This is a genomic window from Agrobacterium vacciniicorymbosi (genome assembly GCF_040427045.1).
Classification (GTDB): domain Bacteria; phylum Pseudomonadota; class Alphaproteobacteria; order Rhizobiales; family Rhizobiaceae; genus Agrobacterium.
This window is the reverse complement of the sequence record NZ_JBETMF010000008.1, coordinates 190,046-209,160: the sequence shown is the minus strand read 5'-3', so window position 1 is coordinate 209,160 and position 19,115 is coordinate 190,046. Positions and strand designations below refer to the sequence as shown.

18 protein-coding genes are annotated in these 19,115 nt (G+C 59.0%); 17 read left to right on the top strand and 1 reads right to left on the bottom strand.

Going from position 1 to position 19,115, the window contains the following annotated elements; all coding sequences use genetic code 11:
• Nucleotides 1-65: 65 nt before the first annotated feature.
• The 9 genes from ABUK73_RS14610 to ABUK73_RS14570 all read left to right on the top strand — a co-directional run bounded on the left by ABUK73_RS14610 (nucleotide 66) and on the right by ABUK73_RS14570 (nucleotide 9,520).
• On the top strand, nucleotides 66-980 hold the full coding sequence (locus tag ABUK73_RS14610; protein WP_353577911.1) for a LysR family transcriptional regulator: 915 nt from the start codon (nucleotides 66-68) through the stop codon (nucleotides 978-980).
• Nucleotides 981-1,099: 119 nt separating this feature from the next.
• A complete protein-coding gene (locus ABUK73_RS14605; protein ID WP_353577910.1) occupies nucleotides 1,100-2,167 on the top strand; it encodes a LacI family DNA-binding transcriptional regulator in 1,068 nt (355 codons plus the stop codon).
• Nucleotides 2,164-3,186 carry an ABC transporter substrate-binding protein gene (locus ABUK73_RS14600; RefSeq protein WP_353577909.1) on the top strand — a complete coding sequence of 341 codons (1,023 nt, stop codon included), beginning with the start codon at nucleotides 2,164-2,166 and terminating at the stop codon, nucleotides 3,184-3,186. The genes ABUK73_RS14605 and ABUK73_RS14600 overlap by 4 nt, the downstream gene beginning before the upstream one ends.
• 277 nt (nucleotides 3,187-3,463) lie before the next feature.
• Nucleotides 3,464-4,291 carry an ABC transporter permease gene (locus ABUK73_RS14595; protein ID WP_284775561.1) on the top strand — a complete coding sequence of 276 codons (828 nt, stop codon included), beginning with the start codon at nucleotides 3,464-3,466 and terminating at the stop codon, nucleotides 4,289-4,291.
• Nucleotides 4,288-5,067, top strand: a complete 780-nt coding sequence (locus tag ABUK73_RS14590) for an ABC transporter permease (protein WP_062452229.1) — start codon at nucleotides 4,288-4,290, stop codon at nucleotides 5,065-5,067. The genes ABUK73_RS14595 and ABUK73_RS14590 overlap by 4 nt, the downstream gene beginning before the upstream one ends.
• On the top strand, nucleotides 5,060-6,085 hold the full coding sequence (locus ABUK73_RS14585) for an ABC transporter ATP-binding protein (protein ID WP_353577908.1): 1,026 nt from the start codon (nucleotides 5,060-5,062) through the stop codon (nucleotides 6,083-6,085). The genes ABUK73_RS14590 and ABUK73_RS14585 overlap by 8 nt, the downstream gene beginning before the upstream one ends.
• Nucleotides 6,086-6,087: 2 nt before the next feature.
• Nucleotides 6,088-7,014, top strand: a complete 927-nt coding sequence (locus tag ABUK73_RS14580) for a nucleoside hydrolase (protein WP_353577907.1) — start codon at nucleotides 6,088-6,090, stop codon at nucleotides 7,012-7,014.
• On the top strand, nucleotides 7,011-8,804 hold the full coding sequence (locus ABUK73_RS14575) for an adenine deaminase (protein WP_353577906.1): 1,794 nt from the start codon (nucleotides 7,011-7,013) through the stop codon (nucleotides 8,802-8,804). The genes ABUK73_RS14580 and ABUK73_RS14575 overlap by 4 nt, the downstream gene beginning before the upstream one ends.
• Before the next feature lie 284 nt (nucleotides 8,805-9,088).
• Nucleotides 9,089-9,520: a type II toxin-antitoxin system VapC family toxin gene (locus ABUK73_RS14570; protein ID WP_353577905.1), complete on the top strand. Its 432-nt coding sequence runs from the start codon at nucleotides 9,089-9,091 to the stop codon at nucleotides 9,518-9,520.
• 13 nt (nucleotides 9,521-9,533) lie between these two features.
• On the opposite strand, the gene ABUK73_RS14565 is transcribed toward ABUK73_RS14570, so the two are convergent.
• Nucleotides 9,534-10,706, bottom strand: coding sequence for a M20 aminoacylase family protein (locus tag ABUK73_RS14565; protein WP_353577904.1), 1,173 nt, complete (start codon nucleotides 10,704-10,706; stop codon nucleotides 9,534-9,536).
• 112 nt (nucleotides 10,707-10,818) lie between these two features.
• Here ABUK73_RS14565 and ABUK73_RS14560 point away from each other — a divergent pair, with 112 nt between their 5' ends.
• From ABUK73_RS14560 to ABUK73_RS14525, 8 genes are all read left to right on the top strand, one after another.
• Complete coding sequence (locus ABUK73_RS14560) at nucleotides 10,819-11,490, top strand: phosphoribosyltransferase (RefSeq protein ID WP_353577903.1); 672 nt, start codon at nucleotides 10,819-10,821, stop codon at nucleotides 11,488-11,490.
• Between the two features lie 217 nt (nucleotides 11,491-11,707).
• Nucleotides 11,708-12,763 carry a dipeptidase gene (locus tag ABUK73_RS14555; protein WP_353577902.1) on the top strand — a complete coding sequence of 352 codons (1,056 nt, stop codon included), beginning with the start codon at nucleotides 11,708-11,710 and terminating at the stop codon, nucleotides 12,761-12,763.
• 37 nt (nucleotides 12,764-12,800) lie between these two features.
• Nucleotides 12,801-14,438: an ABC transporter substrate-binding protein gene (locus tag ABUK73_RS14550; protein ID WP_353577901.1), complete on the top strand. Its 1,638-nt coding sequence runs from the start codon at nucleotides 12,801-12,803 to the stop codon at nucleotides 14,436-14,438.
• Nucleotides 14,439-14,456: 18 nt separating this feature from the next.
• A complete protein-coding gene (locus ABUK73_RS14545; RefSeq protein WP_353577900.1) occupies nucleotides 14,457-15,527 on the top strand; it encodes an ABC transporter permease in 1,071 nt (356 codons plus the stop codon).
• Entirely contained in the window at nucleotides 15,524-16,456 is a 933-nt protein-coding gene (locus ABUK73_RS14540; protein ID WP_077105807.1) for an ABC transporter permease, read from the top strand. The genes ABUK73_RS14545 and ABUK73_RS14540 overlap by 4 nt, the downstream gene beginning before the upstream one ends.
• The gene (locus ABUK73_RS14535) at nucleotides 16,453-17,289 is read left to right on the top strand and encodes an ABC transporter ATP-binding protein (RefSeq protein ID WP_353577899.1); all 837 of its coding nucleotides are present in this window, start codon (nucleotides 16,453-16,455) and stop codon (nucleotides 17,287-17,289) included. Before ABUK73_RS14540 ends, ABUK73_RS14535 begins: the two co-directional genes overlap by 4 nt.
• A complete protein-coding gene (locus ABUK73_RS14530; RefSeq protein ID WP_353577898.1) occupies nucleotides 17,286-18,035 on the top strand; it encodes an ABC transporter ATP-binding protein in 750 nt (249 codons plus the stop codon). Before ABUK73_RS14535 ends, ABUK73_RS14530 begins: the two co-directional genes overlap by 4 nt.
• A 157-nt stretch (nucleotides 18,036-18,192) precedes the next feature.
• A complete protein-coding gene (locus tag ABUK73_RS14525; protein ID WP_353577897.1) occupies nucleotides 18,193-19,092 on the top strand; it encodes a LysR family transcriptional regulator in 900 nt (299 codons plus the stop codon).
• Nucleotides 19,093-19,115: the final 23 nt, after the last annotated feature.

Sequence of the window (19,115 nt, the reverse complement as noted above, 5' to 3'; positions counted from 1 at the left end):
TGGCATTTGGCGGCATCGCGGCAAGCCATGTTTACTCATTTTGCTATTACAGATAGGAATGCGCCATGACCTCGCTCAGCCGCAAACTTCTGCCCTCCACCAGCGCTCTCGCCGCCTTCGATTCCGTGGCGCGGCTGGGTAGTTTTTCGCTGGCCGCCGATGAACTTTCGCTGACGCAAGGGGCCATCAGCCGGCAGGTTCTGTCGCTGGAAGAACAGCTTGGCGTGCGGCTGTTTGAGCGCGGCGCGCGTGGAGTTTCGCTGACGGCAGAGGGCCAGACCTATGCCAAGGCCATCGGCACGGCGCTGGGCGATATCCGCTCCGCGTCTCTTCATATTATGACCAAAACGCATGGCAACACGCTGAACCTTGCCATGCTGCCTACCTTCGGCACGCGCTGGCTGCTGCCGCGCATTCCCAAATTCGTGGCCGCCCACCCGGAAATCACGCTCAATTTCGCCACCCGCATCGGCCAGTTCGATTTCGAAAAGGAAGGCCTCGATATGGCCATCCATATCGGCCAGCAGGATTGGCCAGCGGCGGAAAGCACGTTTTTGATGGATGAGATGGTGGCACCGGTGTGCAGCCCGTCTTTTCTCGCGCAGCACCCCATCGCCAAGGCGCAGGATATCTCGACCCTGCCGCTGCTGCATATGGCATCGAGACCGGGCGCATGGGACCACTGGTTCCAGAGCCTCGGGCTTGGTGCACAAAACGCACCCGCCATGCGGTTCGAGCAGTTCTCCAGCGTGGCGCAGGGCTGCATCGCCGGTTTGGGCGTGGCGCTGATGCCGCTGTTTCTGATCGATATCGAACTCAAGGCCGGACAACTGGTGGCCGCCTTCGATCATCAGGTCAAAAGCCCTAGCTCATACTACGCCGTCGCCCCGCTTTCGCGCATCAACCACGCGCCGGTCGTGCTGTTCAAGCAGTGGCTTTTGGCCGAAGTCGAGGCATTTCGAGACGAAGCCGGGCGATAATTTCGCCCTTGTTTTCGGCACTTAGAGTTTTCGCACAAAAATCCACCCGCCCACGACTCGACAAAAACGAGCATTGGCCTTACGCTGATTAAACGTTTAATCATGCGGGTGGGCAGACCATGACCTCGGGTCGTGCGGGTGCAAATTTGACGGCGATTGCTACGGCACTGGGTGTGTCGGCGGCAACCGTGTCCAATGCACTGTCCGGCAAGGGCCGTGTTTCCGCTGAGCTTTCCGAGAAAATCCGCCTCAAGGCCGATGAGCTGGGCTATGTGCCAAGCGTGGCCGGTCGTGCGCTGCGCACCGGCAGAAGCGGCGTTCTGGGTCTGGTGCTGCCGGATATCGCCAATCCGCTGTTCCCGCAGATCGCTCAGGCCATCGAAAAGGCCGCTGACAAGGCCGGTTACGGTGTGTTGATTGCCGATTCTCATGGTGATGTCGCCAAGCAGACGGAAGCCATCAACCGGCTGATCGAACGCGGCGTCGAAGGCATGGTGGTGGTGCCGCGTCGTGGCACGCGCATCGGCAATGTGGATTGCCCGGTGGCGGTCATCGATTCTCCCTCCACGCCCGGCAACACGGTTGCTGCCGATCATTGGGAGGGCGGCGTTCAGATCGGTCTCCATCTGGCGGAGCTTGGTCACCGCAAAGTGGTCATTATCGGCAACAATCCTGACTCCAACGTGCAGAACGACCGCGTCGGCGGCATTCGCTCCGGCCTTTCCGGCGGTGCTGAAACCGAAACGCTGTGGATCGCCTCTCTGGAGAAGCAGGATGGGGCAGGCTGCCCTCTGGGCGTTGCGGCCAAGGTGGCGCAGGGCTTTACGGCTTTTGCCGCCGTCTCCGATCTTCACGCGCTTCGCGTTCTCACCGAATTGCAGCGCGATGGCATCACCGTGCCGGAACAGGCCAGCGTCACCGGTTTCGATGACCTCATCTGGGCACCTGTCGTCACCCCCGCGCTGACCACCATTCGCATGGACATGGTGCGGATTGCCGATCTGGCGATCACGGCGCTGGTGCGCAGCATCGATGCGGAAAACCCGGCGGACCGCACGGCCACAGGTGGCGTCGTGGCAGATATATCGAAAGTTGCAATGGAAATGGTCATACGCCATTCTTCCGGGCCAAATAAGAAGAAGCAGACAGCAAACAAAACCTCGACAGCAGGAGAACTCACATCATGAAGAAGATCATTCTGGCATCCGGCACGGCCTTGATGCTGTCCATGGGTGCCGCTCAGGCGCAGGACAAGACACTGACCATTTCCGTCTATGCCTTCGCGCAGGACGAATTCAAGGAACTGGTCTACACGCCGTTCGAAGCCAAGTGCGGCTGCAAGCTGGTGGTCGAAACCGGCAACAGCGTCGAGCGTCTGGCCAAGATGGAAGCCAACAAGGCAAGCCCGGTCATCGATCTCGCCATCGTTTCCATGGCTGACGCGCTGTCTGCTGCCCGCAAGGACCTCGTCCAGAAGATCGATACCTCCAAGGTGCCAAATGTCGGCAAGCTCTATGACATCGCCAAGGACCCGAATGGCGATGGCATGAGCGTCGGCGTCAACTTCTACGCCACCTCCATCGTCTACCGCACTGACAAGATGAAGATCGATAGCTGGGCCGATCTCTTGAAGGATGGCATTGTCGATCACGTCGCCTTCCCGAATGTCACCACCAATCAGGGCCCGCCCGCGCTCTACATGCTGGGCAAGGCCATCGGCAAGGATACGCCTGATCTCTCCGGCGCCATCGAGGCTGTCGGCGAAAAGAAAGACGAGATCGTCACCTTCTACGTCAAGTCCTCGCAGCTGGTGCAGTTGATGCAGCAGGAAGAAATCTGGGCAGCACCGATTGGCCGCTTCTCCTGGGCACCGTTCACCAAGCTCGATCTGCCGCTGGCATGGGCAACGCCCAAGGAAGGCCAGACGGGCGGCATGAATGTTCTCGTGGTGCCGAAGAACGGCAAGAATGAAGACCTCGCGTTGCAGTTCATGGACTTCTGGCTTTCGACCGATGTGCAGAAGGCGCTGGCTGAAAAGCTGGTCGATAGCCCGACCAACAAGGAGGTCAAGGTGTCCGACGAAGTGGCGAACAACATCACCTATGGCGATGAGACGGCGAAAAGCCTCCAGCTCATTCCTTCTGCCGCGACGCTGGATAACCGCGACAAGTGGTTGTCTGAGTGGAATGCGAAGGTTGGGCAGTAAGGACTGTTGCCGGGTGTGGGGGCTACGTGCTGACGCACGTCACCCCCCTCTGTCCTGCCGGACATCTCCCCCTCAAGGGGGGAGATCGACCAGAAGCGCGACGTCCCGATCATCTCTAGCGTTGCTGATGGAGTGCCGAGCTTTACGCCCAGCCAATCTCCCCACCTGTGGGGGAGATGCCCGGCAGGGCAGAGGGGGGCTGGCACCTACCAACGCTCAATAACAAAACCCTCCATCTGTACGCAGGCGGAGACATGTCAACACCGGAGAAGACTCCATGTTTCAAAACCGGGCTGAAGCCTTGGCGCTTGCCTTGCCCGCCGCGATCTTTGCGGCGGCGGTGTTTCTTGTGCCCGTGTTCATTCTGCTGTCGGAAGGTTTTCGCACCGCCGATGGTTGGACCTTTCAGGCCTATGTGGATTTCTTTTTCGATCCGCTGAACCGCGCCGTTTTCCTGCGCACGCTGAAGCTCGGGGCCATCGTCACCGTGGTCTCCGCCATCATCGGTTACGCAGCGGCCTTCGCCATCGTCAATCTGCCGGCCAACTCCAAGGGACATATGATCAACCTCGTCATTCTGCCGCTGATGATCTCGCCCGTGGCCCGCACCTATGCCTGGATCGTCATTCTCGGCCGCACCGGCATGGTCAACGAGTTGCTGAAACTGGTGGGGCTGACGGATGCGCCGATCCGCATCCTGTTTTCTGAAACCGCCGTCTTCATCGGCCTGCTGCAACTCTTCCTGCCGCTGATGATCATCTCCCTCATCAGCGCGCTGGAAAACATGCCGAAAGACGTCATCGCCGCCTCTCGGGTTCTCGGTGCCAACTGGTTGCAGGTGTTCTGGAAGGTCATTCTGCCGCTGACCAAGGAAGGTCTCGTCGTCGGAGGCACGCTGGTCTTCACCGGTTCGCTGACGGCCTATATCACGCCGGCTATTCTCGGCGGCTCCAAGGTGCTGATGCTGGAAACGCTGCTCTACCAGCAGGTGACGGTCTCCAACAATTTCGTCGCGGCCAGCGTCATCGCCTTCATTCTGATCGTCATGAGCTTTGCGGCCAATATCCTGCTCAAGCGCATCGCCACGGCAAGGAACAAGAAATGACCCGGCATCTCTTCATTCCGCTCACGCTCGCGCTGGTCATCGGCTTTCTGATCGGCCCGTTCCTTATCATCGTCGCGGCCTCCTTTTCGGCGGGCGATACGCTGGCCTTTCCGCCGCAGGGCTTTTCGCTGAAATGGATCGCCAAGGTCTTCACGGTCGAAAGTTTCCGTGAAAGCTTTGCCATGTCGATGTTTCTGGCTATCGGCGGCACATTCGCAGCGCTCATCCTTGGCATTCCAGCCGCCTATGCCATGTCGCGCTACAAGCTGCCCTTTTCGGAAACCATCCGCACCATCGTCTCGGCCCCGATCATCGTTCCCGGCATTATCGTAGGTCTCGCGCTCCTGCGCTATTTCGTCGTGCCCTTCGGCATCGGCATCACGCTGGCACTGTTTCTGGCGCATACGGCGCTCATCCTGCCCTATGCGGTGCGCGTCGTCTCGGCCAGCCTCACCAATCTGCGCTCGGATATCGAGGAAGCAGCGGTCCTGCTCGGTTCGTCTCGGCTGGGCGCATTCTTCCGTGTCGTGCTGCCGAATATCAGGGGCGGCATTCTCTCGGCCTTCATTCTGGGCTTCGTGACCAGCTTCAATCAGGTGCCGGTGTCGCTGTTCCTGTCCGGTCCCGGCGTGCGCACTCTGCCCATCGATATGCTGGGTTATATGGAAATCGTCTTCGACCCATCCGTGGCAGCCCTGTCTTCGCTGCTCGCCTTCCTGTCCATCGGCATTGTTTTCATGGCCGAACGTTTTCTGGGGTTCTCCCGTTATGTCTGATGCAAATTATCTCTCGCTCCAGAACCTGTCGCTGGCCTATGGCAATTCCATTGCGGTCAAGGACCTGAACCTCGATATCCGCAAGGGAGAACTGCTGGCACTGCTCGGCCCATCCGGCTGCGGCAAGACCACGACGATGCGCGCCATTGCGGGGCTGATGCCTGTGGCTGGCGGCCGGATCGATCTTGATGGTGCCGATATCACCCGCGTTTCCGCCAACAAGCGGGCGGTGGGACTTGTGTTCCAGTCCTACGCGCTGTTTCCGCATTTGACGGTTTATGAGAATGTCGCCTTCGGTCTGAAGCTGAAGGGCATGAAGGGTGCGCCGCTGGATGAGAAAGTCGCATCCGGCCTGAAATCCGTTGGCCTGTCAGCCTTCGCCTCTCGCAAACCGGCGGAGCTCTCCGGCGGCCAGCAGCAGCGCGTGGCGCTGGCCCGTTCCATGGTCATGGACCCCAAGGTTCTGCTGCTGGACGAACCACTGTCGAATCTCGATGCACGGCTGCGGCTGGAAATGCGCACGGAGCTTCAGCGCGTGCAAAAAGCCACCGGCGTCACCATGATTTTCGTCACGCATGATCAGGTCGAGGCCTTGGCGCTGGCCGACCGTATCGTCGTGATGAAAAGCGGTGCCATCGAGCAGATCGGCACGCCGGAAGACATCTATAACGCACCTGTCTCGTCCTTCGTGGCTGACTTCGTCGGCTTCGAAAACATCTTTCGTCTAGAGGGTGGATTGCTCAAGACTGATAACGGAAGCATCCCCCTTTCTGGCCAGGTTCCGAGTACGGCGGGACTGGCATGGAGGCCGCGCATGGTCACCCTCGGTTCAGGACCTTTCGAGGGCACCGTGCGCGGCACGTCTTTTGCGGGCAACAGCCGCGAATATCTTTTGGACACACCGCTCGGGCCCATCAAGGCCGAAGTTGACGCCGCCCTGCCGGCGCATGACATCGGAACGCCCCTTGCCTTCGATCTGCCGGTGGAAAAAGCCGCCAGCCTCAAGGTGTTCAGCTGATCATGGGCATCTGGATCGATACCGATATGGGGTTTGATGACATTGCCGCCATCATGGTGGCAACGGCGCACGGGCTTGAGATCGATGGCCTCTCGCTGGTCTTCGGCAATGCACCGCTGGCACAGGTGTGCCGCAATGCGGCAGGTGCCGCCGCTGCCTTCGGCTGGACATTTCCCATCCACACGGGGCGAGAAAACCCGGTTCTGGGGAGGCTTGAAACCGCACAGACGATCCTCGGCGATACCGGCATTCCCACCATCGGTTTGAGCTTACCCGATGCTGGGGAGTTGCCGAAAAGCGAGGCGTTCGACGCGCTCTGCGCGTGGCTGGCGGAGGGTGACGGCGAAAAGCCTGTTCTGGCGCTTGGGCCCCTTACCAACATCGCCGCCCTCTGCCTCGCGCGGCCCGATCTTGCCGCCCGCATCACAGACCTGACATGGATGGGCGGAGGCGTAACAGCCGGAAACCACACCGCATCTGCGGAGTTCAACGCCTTTGCTGATCCTGAAGCATTGGCCATCGTCATTGCCCACGAACTGCCATTGCGCATGGTCGATCTCGATCTCTGCCGCAAGGTGACGGCTGCGCTTTTCGACGTTGCACCCATTCGCGTCGCTGGCGGCAAGAATGCCGGTTTGATCGCCGATATGCTGGAAGGCTTCATCAATATCGCTACCAGTCGTGGGCGTGATGCCATGGCGCTTTACGATCCCTGTGCTGCCGTCGCCCTCGTCGCCCCGGATTGCATCGGCTGGAAAAAAGCCCGCATCGATGTCGAACTTCACGGCACGCTGACGCGTGGCCGCACCGTGGTCGAAGCGCGTGCCGCCCATGCGTCAAAATTCAATGCGCAATTTGCCGAAACGGTTGATGCTGCGCGTGCCAAAACCATCATTCTCGATGCCCTACGTCTGGAGGCCAGCCGATGAAAGAGCAGACCATTATCGTCGATCGCGACGGAATGAATGACGATACGTTGCGCGCCCACGCGGTTGCCGCCGCACGCGGAGATCAGCCTTTCGACATCTTGATCAGCGGCGGAACGCTGGTCGATGTCGTGACGGGTGAACTTCGGCTAGCCGATATCGGCATCGTCGGCCCGCTGATTGCCAGTGTTCACGAGGCCGGGTCACGCAAGGATGCAACGCGCATTCTCGATGCCACGGGCGCCTATGTCTCGCCGGGGCTTATCGACATGCATATGCATATCGAAAGCTCGATGATCACCCCTGCGGCCTACGCCAAGGCCGTCGTTGCGCGCGGCGTCACCACCATTCTCTGGGACCCGCATGAATTCGGCAATGTCCACGGCATCGATGGTGTCTGCTGGGCCGCACGCGCAGCCAAGGGCCTGCCGCTGCGGGCCATCATGCTTGCACCGTCCTCCGTGCCATCTGCGCCGGGGCTGGAGCGTGCGGGTGGAGATTTCGACGCTTCGGCCATGGCAGAAATGCTGTTCTGGCCAGAGGTCGGCGGTGTCGCCGAAGTCATGAATATGCGCGGCGTCATCGAGCGTGATCCGCGCATGAGCGCCATTCTTCAGGAAGGCCTGTTTTCCGACAAGCTCATCTGCGGCCATGCTCGCGGTCTTGAAGGTGCCGATCTCAACGCCTTCATGGCGGCGGGCATCACGTCTGACCATGAGCTTACATCCGCTGCCGATCTCATGGCAAAACTGCGGGCAGGGCTGACGATAGAGCTGCGCGGTTCGCACGACCATCTCCTGCCGGAGTTCGTGGAAGCCTTGAACGGGCTCGGCCATCTGCCGCAAACGCTGACACTCTGCACCGACGATGTGTTCCCCGACGATCTCCTGAAAAAGGGCGGTCTCGATGATGTGGTGCGGCGCCTCGTGGCCTATGGCCTGAAGCCCGAATGGGCCCTGCGCGCTGCCACGCTGAATGCGGCCATGCGCCTTGCCCGCAACGATCTCGGCCTCATCGCCGCCGGTCGCCGGGCCGATATCGCGATCTTCGAAGACCTTTCGCACTTTGCCCCACGCCATGTGCTGGCCAGCGGTACGCCGGTTGCTGAAGGCGGCAAGATGCTGGTCGAGTTGACCGAGATGGATGCCGCACCGCTACAGAATTCGGTCAAGCTCACGCCTCGCGCCCCCTCAGATTTTAAAGTGAAGTCTGAAGGCAAAAAAGTAAAACTCGCCACCATCGACAAGCCGCGCTTCACCCAGTGGGGCGAGGCGGACGCTGCCGTGGAAAACGGTTTCGTGGTGCCGCCGGAGGGCGCAACCATGATTTCCGTCACCCACCGCCACGGCAAGGCCGATCCCGTCACCCGCACCGGTTTCCTCACTGGCTGGGGCAAATGGGACGGCGCTTTCGCCACCACAGTCGCGCATGACAGCCATAATCTCACAGTGTTCGGCGGCAATGCGGATGATATGGCGATTGCCGCAAACGCCGTCATCAAATCAGGCGGCGGCATGGCCGTTGCATCCGGCGGCAAGGTCACGGCGCTGTTGCCACTACCGCTCTCCGGCCTCGTCTCGGACGCAGGTTTGGAAGATGTCGCATCCGGCTTTGAAGCCGTGCGCGATGCCGTCGGCCAGATCGTGGAATGGCAACCGCCTTACCTGGTCTTCAAAGCCTGCTTCGGCGCGACACTCGCCTGCAATATCGGTCCGCATCAGACAGATATGGGTATTGCCGATGTGCTGACGGGCAGGGTGATGGAAACGCCGGTGATTAAGATCATAGAATGATAGGTGCAACCGTTTTGTGCCCATGATTAAATTTACTCGCGTTCGTGATAATGAAGCGCTATATTAAGCCTATGAGTAAGGCAGAGCTTAAACAAGAAACGACCGGAAAATGGGTCGTCCGCGATTCAAGTAGCGGGCGCTTCGTGGAAGTGCGCGGCGCAAATGCGATGAAGTCTTCGCAGCTCCCTCTTAAAAAAAACGTCGATCTGACGAAGCCTATTGCAGAACAAGCTCTGCGGAGAAGCTCGTCTAAGTCACAAAAGCCAATGTGAGAGTGTTGAGTATTGTCCGGGGCATTGCTCGACACTCATGCTCTGTACTGGTTGATAACATCAGCCGATTCCCTTTCAGAAGAAGCTCTTATTGCAATCTCTGAAAATCAGGTGGCGGGAACGTTGTATGTGTCTCCGATTACTGCTTGGGAACTTACGATCGCATCCCGCAAACCAGTTCATAGAGACCCGCCGAATCTTGGAGCCAAACCACCCTCGAAATGGTTTTCTGAAGCGGTAGCCGCCACCGGTGCAAAAATTGTCCCTATCAAACAGAAGATTGCCTGCGAAGCAGCTGCTGTGGTCATGGACACCGGTCATAAGGACCCTGGAGATTGCTATTTGATCGCCACCGCGCGGGTCAGAAAACTTTCCATTATTACACGCGACGCGGTCATTCTGAATCTCGCCTCTCCGGAATATCTGGATGTAATCGTGTGCTGATGTCCTTTCGGTTTCACTCCCCCGCCAGTTCCTGCTCCACCAGCGTCGTCCAGAAGGCCACACCCGACGCAATCGCATCATCGTTGAAATCATAGGACGTATTGTGGTGCAGCGCGCCGTCAACCGCTGGGCCATTGCCGAGCCAGACGTAACAGCCGGGAGCCTTACCCGCAAAGAACGAGAAATCGTCGCCAGCCGTTGAGGGTGGGAAGGTGGTTCTGACCTTTTCGCCGAAGACGCTTTGTGCCGCTTTGAGTGCCCGGCGCGTCGCATCTGCATCATTGATCACGGGCGGAATGCGGCGGATGAAGTCGTAAATCACCTCGATGCCGAACATGGCAGCGGTGCCGTGGGCCAACCTGCCGATTTCGTCTTCCAACTGGTCGCGGACATGGGCCGAATAGGCCCGTGCCGTGCCGCCGATTTCGACGATATCGGGGATGACGTTCAGCGCTTTCGGATCACCCGCCTGCACCGAACAGGCGCTGACGACAGCTGGTTGCAGTGGGTCGATCACGCGCCCGACGATGCTTTGCAGCGCTGCCAGAAAGCTGCCCGCCGCCGTGATCGGGTCGCGCCCCAGATGCGGCTTTGCGCCGTGGGTGCCGATACCCTTGAACGTGACGCGCCAGCTATCGGAGGACGCCAGTTGCGGCCCCTCGACCACGGCAATCTCGTCCACATCCAGCCCCGGCATGTTGTGCAGCCCGTAGACCGCATCGCAGGGGAAGAGATCGAACAGTCCGTCCTCCACCATCTGTTTCGCGCCGCCACGTCCCTCTTCGGCAGGCTGGAAGATGAAGTGAACGGTGCCGGAAAAATTGCGGGTCTCGGCCAGATGCCGGGCGGCACCCAAAAGCATCACCGTATGTCCGTCATGGCCGCAAGCGTGCATCTTGCCCGGAACCGTCGATTTATAGGGTCGCTCTGCAAGTTCAGGCATGGCGAGCGCATCCATATCGGCACGAAGGCCGATGCGGCGTGTGCCATTCCCCACCTGAAGCGTACCGACAAGACCGGTTTTGCCCAGTCCGCGATGGACCGTTAGGCCTGCATCTTCCAGCAGATCGGCGACCAGAGCGCTGGTTCGCACCTCCTCGAAGCCCAGTTCCGGGTTGGCATGCAGATCGTGCCGCAAAGCGGTTAGAAATGGCAGGTCTTCTGCAATCCGGTTCAGCGGTGTCATGCGGCATATCCTTTGATGGCAAGTGGTCGTCTTTTTCTAGTGCAGAAGCCCCTTAAAATTAATAGGAACTCACTGGTAAAACCGAAATAATATCGCCGCGAAAGGAATGGTTATGAAGCCGCACGAGTTCTGGCAGGAAATCCATGCGCCCGGCAGCTTCGATCTCGCCGGTCCGCATTCTGGCTTCTTCCCCGTCACGCTCGATGATGGCAGACAGTTGCGCCTGCCGATCCGTCCGCTGGCCGATGGCGAACATGCGCTCGCATCGCTCATCGTCAATCAGGCGTCCTTTGCTGTGGTGGAAGCGCTGGCAGATGATTTGGCGGTAAAGCTTGAAACCTTTGACATAGATGTCATTGTCGGCCTGCCGACGCTGGGCCTGACGCTGGCGGCAGAAGTCGCGCGTCGCCTCGGCCACAGCCGGTATGTGCCGCTCGGAACCTCGCGCAAATTCTGGTATCTGGATGAGCTGTCCGTACCCATGTCGTCCATCACCACGCAGCAGCAGAAGCGGCTTTATATCGACCCGCGCATGTTACCGCTTCTGGAGGGCAGGCGGGTTGCGCTGGTGGATGATGTGATTTCCAGCGGCACCTCGATTATTGCAGGCCTGTCACTTCTCGTTGCCTCCAACATCGAGCCGGTCGTCATCGGTGCCGCCATGCTGCAATCGGACAGATGGCGCGAAAGGCTGGCGGATTTCGGCGCGCAATGGCCGGACAAGGTGAACGGCGTTTTCAGTACACCGATGCTGAAAAAGGCAGGCGAAGGTTGGCAGTATTGATGGCGATCAATCGCCGGTAGGCGCCTTGTGGTCATTTTTTAATCCTGCACATTTTCTGACTTGCGAAGCCGGGAAAGATCGGCCTAGGATTAGTGATGACAGAAATAAGGGGTGGCGGCGATCTCAGCGCCATTCTCGCGCGGTAACATTCCGGCGTCTGCCAAGCCCATGGTTTTCAACGCCTTATCTCAATGCCCCGCCTTTTGGAATTTCCTGCATGCAACTGGTCTTCGATGGTCACAACGATGTTCTTCTCCGCCTGTGGCGTAACAGCAAGAGGGGAGGCGATCCGGTTGCTGAGTTCATGCAGGGCACATGGGAAGGCCATATCGATGCCCCGCGCGCCAAGGCTGGCGGTCTGGCTGGCGGCATCTGCGCCATCTATATTCCCTCCGGTGATCTAATCCTTCAGGAGCCCGATGCGTCAGGGCATTACGTCACCCCGCTTGCCGCCCCGCTGGAGCGCCAGCCATCCCTCGATATCGCGCTGGAAAAAGCCGCCATTGCGCTGCGGCTGGATCAGGCTGGCGGCTGGAAGCTCTGCCGCTCGACTACAGAAATCCGCAAGGCCATAGCCGACGGCGTGTTTGCCGCCGTGCTGCATATGGAAGGCTGCGAGGCGATTGCTGCCGATCTCGATGCGCTGGATGTATTTTATGCCGCAGGTTTGCGCTCGCTCGGCCCGGTCTGGAGCCGCCACAATATTTTCGGCCACGGCGTGCCCTTCGCCTATCCCATGTCGCCGGACACGGCACCCGGCCTGACCGATGCCGGTTTCGAGCTGGTGAAACGCTGCAACCAGCTCGGCATTCTCATCGATCTCGCCCACATCACTGAAAAAGGCTTCTGGGATGTGGCAAAGACCACCGACCAGCCTTTGATCGCCAGCCATTCCAATGCTCACGTTTTGACGCCCGTCGCCCGCAATCTCACGGATAAGCAGATGGACGCCATCAAGGACAGCAACGGACTGGTCGGTCTCAACTATGCCGTCACCATGCTGCGCCCGGATGCGCGCGATGACGCCAACACGCCGCTTTCACTGATGGTGCAGCATATCGATTACATGGTCGAGCGTATGGGCATCGATTGCGTGGCGTTGGGTTCGGACTTCGATGGCGCGACGATACCGGCGGAAATCCGCGATGCTAAGGGCAACAATAATCTTGTTGCGGCGCTCAAATCTGCGGGCTACGCTGATCAAGACCTTGCTAAAATTTGCCGGGAAAACTGGCTGCGCGTTTTGGCTCAGGCATGGCACGAACCGGCCTGAGACCGAGTATAAACCGAGATAAAAACAGGGGAAGACGATGAACAAATCGCTCAACAAAGCCGCCCGCATCCTCGCCACCAGCGTGGCCCTTTCGATGCTCTCTCTCGCACCACAGGCCTTTGCGGCAACGCCCGCCGATACGCTGGTCGAAGGTTTCGCCATCGATGACATCATCACGCTCGATCCGGGCGAGGCGTTCGAGATCACGACGGCCGAGGTCACCGGCAATACCTATAGCAAGCTCGTCTCCATCGACATCACCGACACGTCCAAGGTGAAGGGCGATCTGGCCGAGAGCTGGACGACATCGGATGATGGCCTGACCTATACGTTCAAGCTGAAGCAGGGCCTCAAATTCGCCTCTGGCAATCCCGTGACGGCAGACGATGTGGCCTTCTCCATGGAGCGGGCCGTCAAGCTCGACAAGAACCCGGCATTCCTGCTCAATCAGTTCGGTCTCAAGGGTGACAATGTTACCGAAAAGGCCAAGGCTACGGATGCCAACACGTTCGTTCTGACGGTCGACAAAGCCTATGCACCCAGCTTCGTTCTCAACGTTCTGACGGCAACCGTTGCCTCCGTTGTGGACAAGAAGCTGGTGATGGAAAAGGCCAAGGCCGTTACGCCAAGTGCCGATTACAAATATGAAACCGATTTCGGCAACGAGTTCCTGAAGACCGGATATGCCGGTTCCGGCCCCTACAAAATCCTTGGCTGGAAGGCCAATGAAGCGGTTATTCTGGAAGCCAACCCGAACTATTATGCCGAGAAGCCAAAACTGAAGCGCGTCATCTATCGCCACATGAAGGAAAGCTCCGGTCAGCGTCTGGCGCTGGAAAATGGCGATATCGATGTGGCGCGTAATCTTGAGCCCGGCGATATGGAATCCGTTTCCAAGAAGGATGGCTTCACTGTCATCTCCGCGCCTAAAGGCACGGTCTATTACCTCGGCCTGAACCAGAAGAACGAATATCTGAAAAAGCCTGAGGTCGTCGAAGCCTTCAAATATCTCATCGATTACGAAGGCATAGGCGCCACAATCATCAAGGGCATTGGCGAGGTACACCAGACCTTCCTGCCAAAGGGCCAGCTGGGTGCGCTTGATGAAAACCCCTTCAAGCTGGATGTCGCCAAGGCCAAGGAATTGCTGGCAAAGGCGGGTCTGAAGGATGGCTTCACCGTCACTATGGATGTGCGCAACACCCAGCCGGTCACGGGCATTGCGGAGAATATTCAGCAGACTTTGGCGCAGGCCGGTATCAAGCTGGAAATCATTCCCGGCGATGGCAAGCAGACGCTGACGAAATATCGCGCCCGCCAGCATGACATCTACATTGGTGACTGGGGCTCGGACTATTTCGACCCGAACTCGAACGCTGAAACCTTCACCATCAATTACGACAATTCCGATGCAGGCAAGAACAAGACGCTGGCATGGCGCAATGCCTGGGACGTTCCTGAGTTGACGAAGCAGACACAGGCAGCGCTTCTGGAGAAGGACAACGCCAAGCGCGCTGCCCTGTATCAGGACCTTCAGAAAAAGGTTCTGGAAAGCGGCCCGTTCGTGGTCATCGAACAGAAAACGGAAATTGCCGGTTTCTCCAACAAGGTCAAAGGTCTGAAGCTTGGACCAAGCTTCGACACCAACTATGTCTTCCCGGTCTCGAAGGAGTAATCCGGCAGGATTGGTCCATTGAGCATCGTTGAGACATCACCAAGGCCACGGCGCGGCAAGAAAAGCCGCGCCAATACGCGCCTTCTTGCCATTCTTGGCTTCATCGTTACCGTTCTCACCACCTTTTTGGGTTTGATGGCGGTTACATTTTTCATCGGCCGCGTCATCCCCATCGATCCCGCCTTGGCGATCGTGGGAGACCGCGCGCCTGCCCATGTGGTGGAGCGCGTACGCGAGGAGCTCGGCCTCAATCTGCCGCTCTGGGAGCAGTTTTTTATCTATATCAAACAGGCGCTTTCGGGGAATTTTGGCAACTCCGTGCTGACGACCAATCCGGTCTTTGAGGATATCAAGCGCTTCTTTCCAGCCACCATCGAATTGGCCACTATCGGCACGCTGATCGGTGCTGTCTTCGGCATTCCGCTTGGCGTTCTCGCCGCCGTCAAGCGTGGTAGCATCATCGACCAGATCGTGCGCATCATCGGTCTCGTCGGTTATTCCGTGCCGATCTTCTGGCTCGGCCTGTTGGCGCTCTTGGTGTTTTACGCCAAGTTGAACTGGGTCGCTTATCCCGGCCGCATGGATATCACTTACGAATTCACCTTTACGCCCGTCACCGGCTTTTACCTGCTGGATGCCTTCTGGCAGGGGCAATGGGATGTGCTGTGGGATCTCTTCCGCCACATCATTCTGCCCGCTGGTCTGCTTGGCTATTTTTCGCTGGCCTATATCAGTCGCATGACACGTTCCTTCATGCTCAATGAACTGTCCCAGGAGTACATTGTTGCCGCCCGTGCCAAGGGCCTGTCGGAAACCCGCATCATCTGGTTTCACGCCCTGCGCAATGCCGCCGTGCCGCTGTTGACGGTCATCGTGCTGTCCTATGCCGGTTTGCTGGAAGGCTCCGTCTTGACGGAAACCATCTTCTCCTGGCCGGGGCTTGGCCTTTACATCACCAATTCCTTGCAGAATGCGGATATGAACGCCGTTCTCGGCGGCACCATCGTGATTGGCGCTGTTTTCATCAGCATCAATCTCCTGTCCGATCTGCTCTACCGGACGCTCGATCCAAGGACGCGCAGCCGATGACGACAGCTTCGACACCATTGAAACCCTATAGCCGCGAATGGCTGCTGTCTGACCGGCCCGCATCACGCGGACAGGCCCGGCTTGGCCGCGCCTATGTCATCTGGCGGCGGTTTTCGGAAAACCGGCTGGCGCTCGCCGGTCTCGGCATTATTCTCGCACTGGTGCTGGTTGCCATCTTCGCCGATGTGCTGGCCCCGCATTCTGCCGTGCAGGGCGATTTGCGCAATGCCCGCCTGCTGCCGCCCGGTAGCGCAGGCTACCTTCTCGGCACGGATGATCAGGGCCGCGATATTCTCTCTCGCCTCATCCACGGTTCGCGGCTGACGCTGTTCGTGGTTCTGCTGGTTGCCATCATCGCCGCCCCCGTTGGCCTCATCGTCGGCACGGTTGCCGGTTATGCCGGTGGCTGGGTGGATGCCGTTTTGATGCGCATCACCGATATCTTCCTGGCGTTCCCGAAACTGGTTCTGGCGCTGGCACTGGTTGCGGCTCTGGGACCGGGCATCGAAAATGCGGTGCTGGCCATCGCCATCACCTCATGGCCGCCCTATGCCCGTATTGCGCGCGCCGAAACCATGACCTTCCGACATTCCGATTTCATCGCGGCGGTGCAATTGATGGGCGCGTCGCCGTGGCGCATCGTGCTGAAACACGTCATGCCGCTCTGCATGTCCTCGCTCATCGTGCGTGTAACGCTGGATATGGCGGGCATTATTCTGACGGCTGCCGGTCTCGGTTTCCTCGGTCTTGGCGCACAGCCGCCGCTGCCGGAGTGGGGCGCGATGATCGCATCCGGTCGCCGTTTCATTCTCGACCAATGGTGGGTTGCGGCCATGCCGGGCATCGCCATTCTCATCGTCAGTCTGGGCTTCAACCTGCTGGGTGATGGTCTGCGTGATGCGCTGGACCCGAAGGAGGCTGGCCAATGAGTGCGCCGCTTCTCACCGTCGAAAACCTGCGCGTCAGCTTTCCCACCCGCACCGGGCTGGTGGAAGCGGTGCGCGGTGTGTCCTTCACACTGGGCAAGGAGCGCTTGGGCATCGTCGGCGAATCCGGCTCCGGCAAATCGCAGACCGGTCGCGCCATCATGGGGCTGACGCCATCTTCTGCCAAAATCGAGGCGGATGCGTTGCGTTTCGGTGATATCGATCTGCTCAAGGCATCGCCCAAGCAACGCCGCAGCATTCGCGGCAAGCGCATCGGCATGATCCTGCAGGACCCGAAATATTCGCTGAACCCGGTCATGCCCATCGGTCGCCAGATCGTGGAAACCTTGCAGACGCATGAGCGCATCAGCACATCGGCGGCCAAACAGCGGGCGCTCGATATGCTGGAGGCCGTGCAGATCCGCGAGCCGGAACGTGTCTACGGGCTTTATCCGCACGAAGTCTCCGGCGGGATGGGCCAGCGCGTCATGATCGCCATGATGCTGGTCTGCGGCCCGGAATTGCTGATTGCCGACGAACCGACATCGGCGCTGGATGTCACGGTACAGCTCGAAGTCCTTGGTATTCTTGACAAGCTGGTACGCGACCGCGGCATGGGCCTCATCTTTATCTCGCATGATTTGCGGCTGGTTTCCTCCTTCTGCGACCGTGTCATCGTCATGTATGCGGGCCGTGTGGTGGAGGAGCTTCAGGCCTCCAATCTGGACAATGCCCAGCACCCCTATACGCGCGGGCTGCTCAACTGCCTGCCGAAAATTGGCGATAACAGGCATCCGCTGCCGGTTCTCGACCGCAAGCCGGAGTGGCGCGCATGACCACAGTTCTTTCCGTCAAAGACATGGTCGTGGATTTCGATGGCCATATCGCGCTCGATGGTGTCAGCATCGATGTTGCCCAAGGCGAATCCTTCGGTCTGGTCGGTGAGTCCGGCTCGGGCAAATCCACGCTTTTGCGCGCCATTGCCGGTCTCAACCACTTCGATGAGGGCAGCCTCATGGTCGAGGGGCGGACCTACAAGAGCAAGTTCCGCGAAAAGAGCTTCTACCGCGATGTGCAGATGGTGTTTCAGGACCCATATGGCTCGCTGCACCCGCGCCAGACGGTGGATGCGCTGCTGCTGGAGCCTCTGACGATCCATGGGCTGGATGACAAGGAAGGCCGCATCACCCGCGCGCTGGATGAGGTCGGCCTTGGAACCGGCTTCCGTTTCCGCTATTCGCACCAACTCTCGGGCGGCCAGCGCCAGCGCATCGCTATTGCCCGCGCGCTGATCCTCGAGCCGAAAATCCTGCTGCTTGATGAGCCCACATCGGCGCTCGACGCCTCCATTCAGGCCGAAATCCTCAATTTGTTGGAACAGGCTCGGCATGACCGAAACCTCACCTTCCTCATGGTCAGCCACGACCTCGGCGTCATCAGCCACATGTGCGACCGTCTGGCCGTGATGAAAAGCGGCAAGGTGGTGGAGATGCTGGATGTGGAAGCGCTGGAAAGCCGGAAATTTGAAGCGGATTATACGCGGCAGTTGCTGGTGGCAAGTGAGGGATTTGTCCGCGATTGAGATAGGGTGAGGACGCTGTTACATACTCCCCTCATTCCTGTGCTCGTCACAGGAATCCAGTGCCGCGCGTCTGCGCGGCGAAAGAGTTCTTTCAGCCCAAAGACTTGGGCTGACTAGATTCCTGTGACAGGCACAGGAATGAGGGGGCACCGTCACCATGAATCTACGCGCATTGATGTATTTCGATGAGCTTGTCCGCACCAGTTCCATGCGGGCGGCGGCGGAAAATCTCAATGTTGCGCCCACCGCCGTCAGCCGCCAGATCGAAAATCTGGAGGACTATTTCGGCACGCCGTTGGTGGAGCGGTCCAGCCGCGGCGTGACCTTGACCGCAGCGGGAGAGCTTCTGGCGGAACGTGCCGGAAAAACCCTGCGCGAGCTTGGGCATGTTCATCAGTTGATCGATGATCTCAAGGGGCTGGAGCGCGGGCGCGCCACGATCTATGCCAATGGCGCCACCGTCGCCAGCCTGCTGGCACCGGCGTTATCACAATTTTCCCAAGCCTATCCGAAGCTGCGTTTCGAGGTACATATCACCAGCGCTCGTCAGGCCATCGATGCACTGGTCTCCGCGCAGGCCGATATCGCCATCACCTTGTTTGCGCCCAAGACATCCGAGGTGAAAATCCTTGCCAAGCGGGAGATCGGCTATGATGTCATCCTTCCCGCAGATCATCCCTTGGCAGCCAAATCTTCGATTTCATTGAAGGAACTTGCCAATCTGCCTCTAGCCCTGCCGGAAAAAACCTTTGCCGCACGGCAGGCCTTCGATGCGCTGTTTGCGGAGTCCGGTATCGCGTTAGACCCGGTTTTCACCGCAAGCTCACTGGAACTTCTGAAAGAACTGGTGCTGGACCGCGCCGCAGCCACGGTACTGCCAGCCCTTGCTGTTATGAGAGAAATCAAGTCCGGCCAGATGGTCGCAATCCCGCTCAGCGGCACAAAGGGCGTGCGCACGAATATGGAGCTTTGCGTTGCGCCGGACCGTGAATTGTCCTTCGCCGCTGCAACGCTTGCCAGTTTTATTGAGACCTTTCTCGGCAATCTGCCGAAATAGGCGGTTGATTTTTACCCTTGATG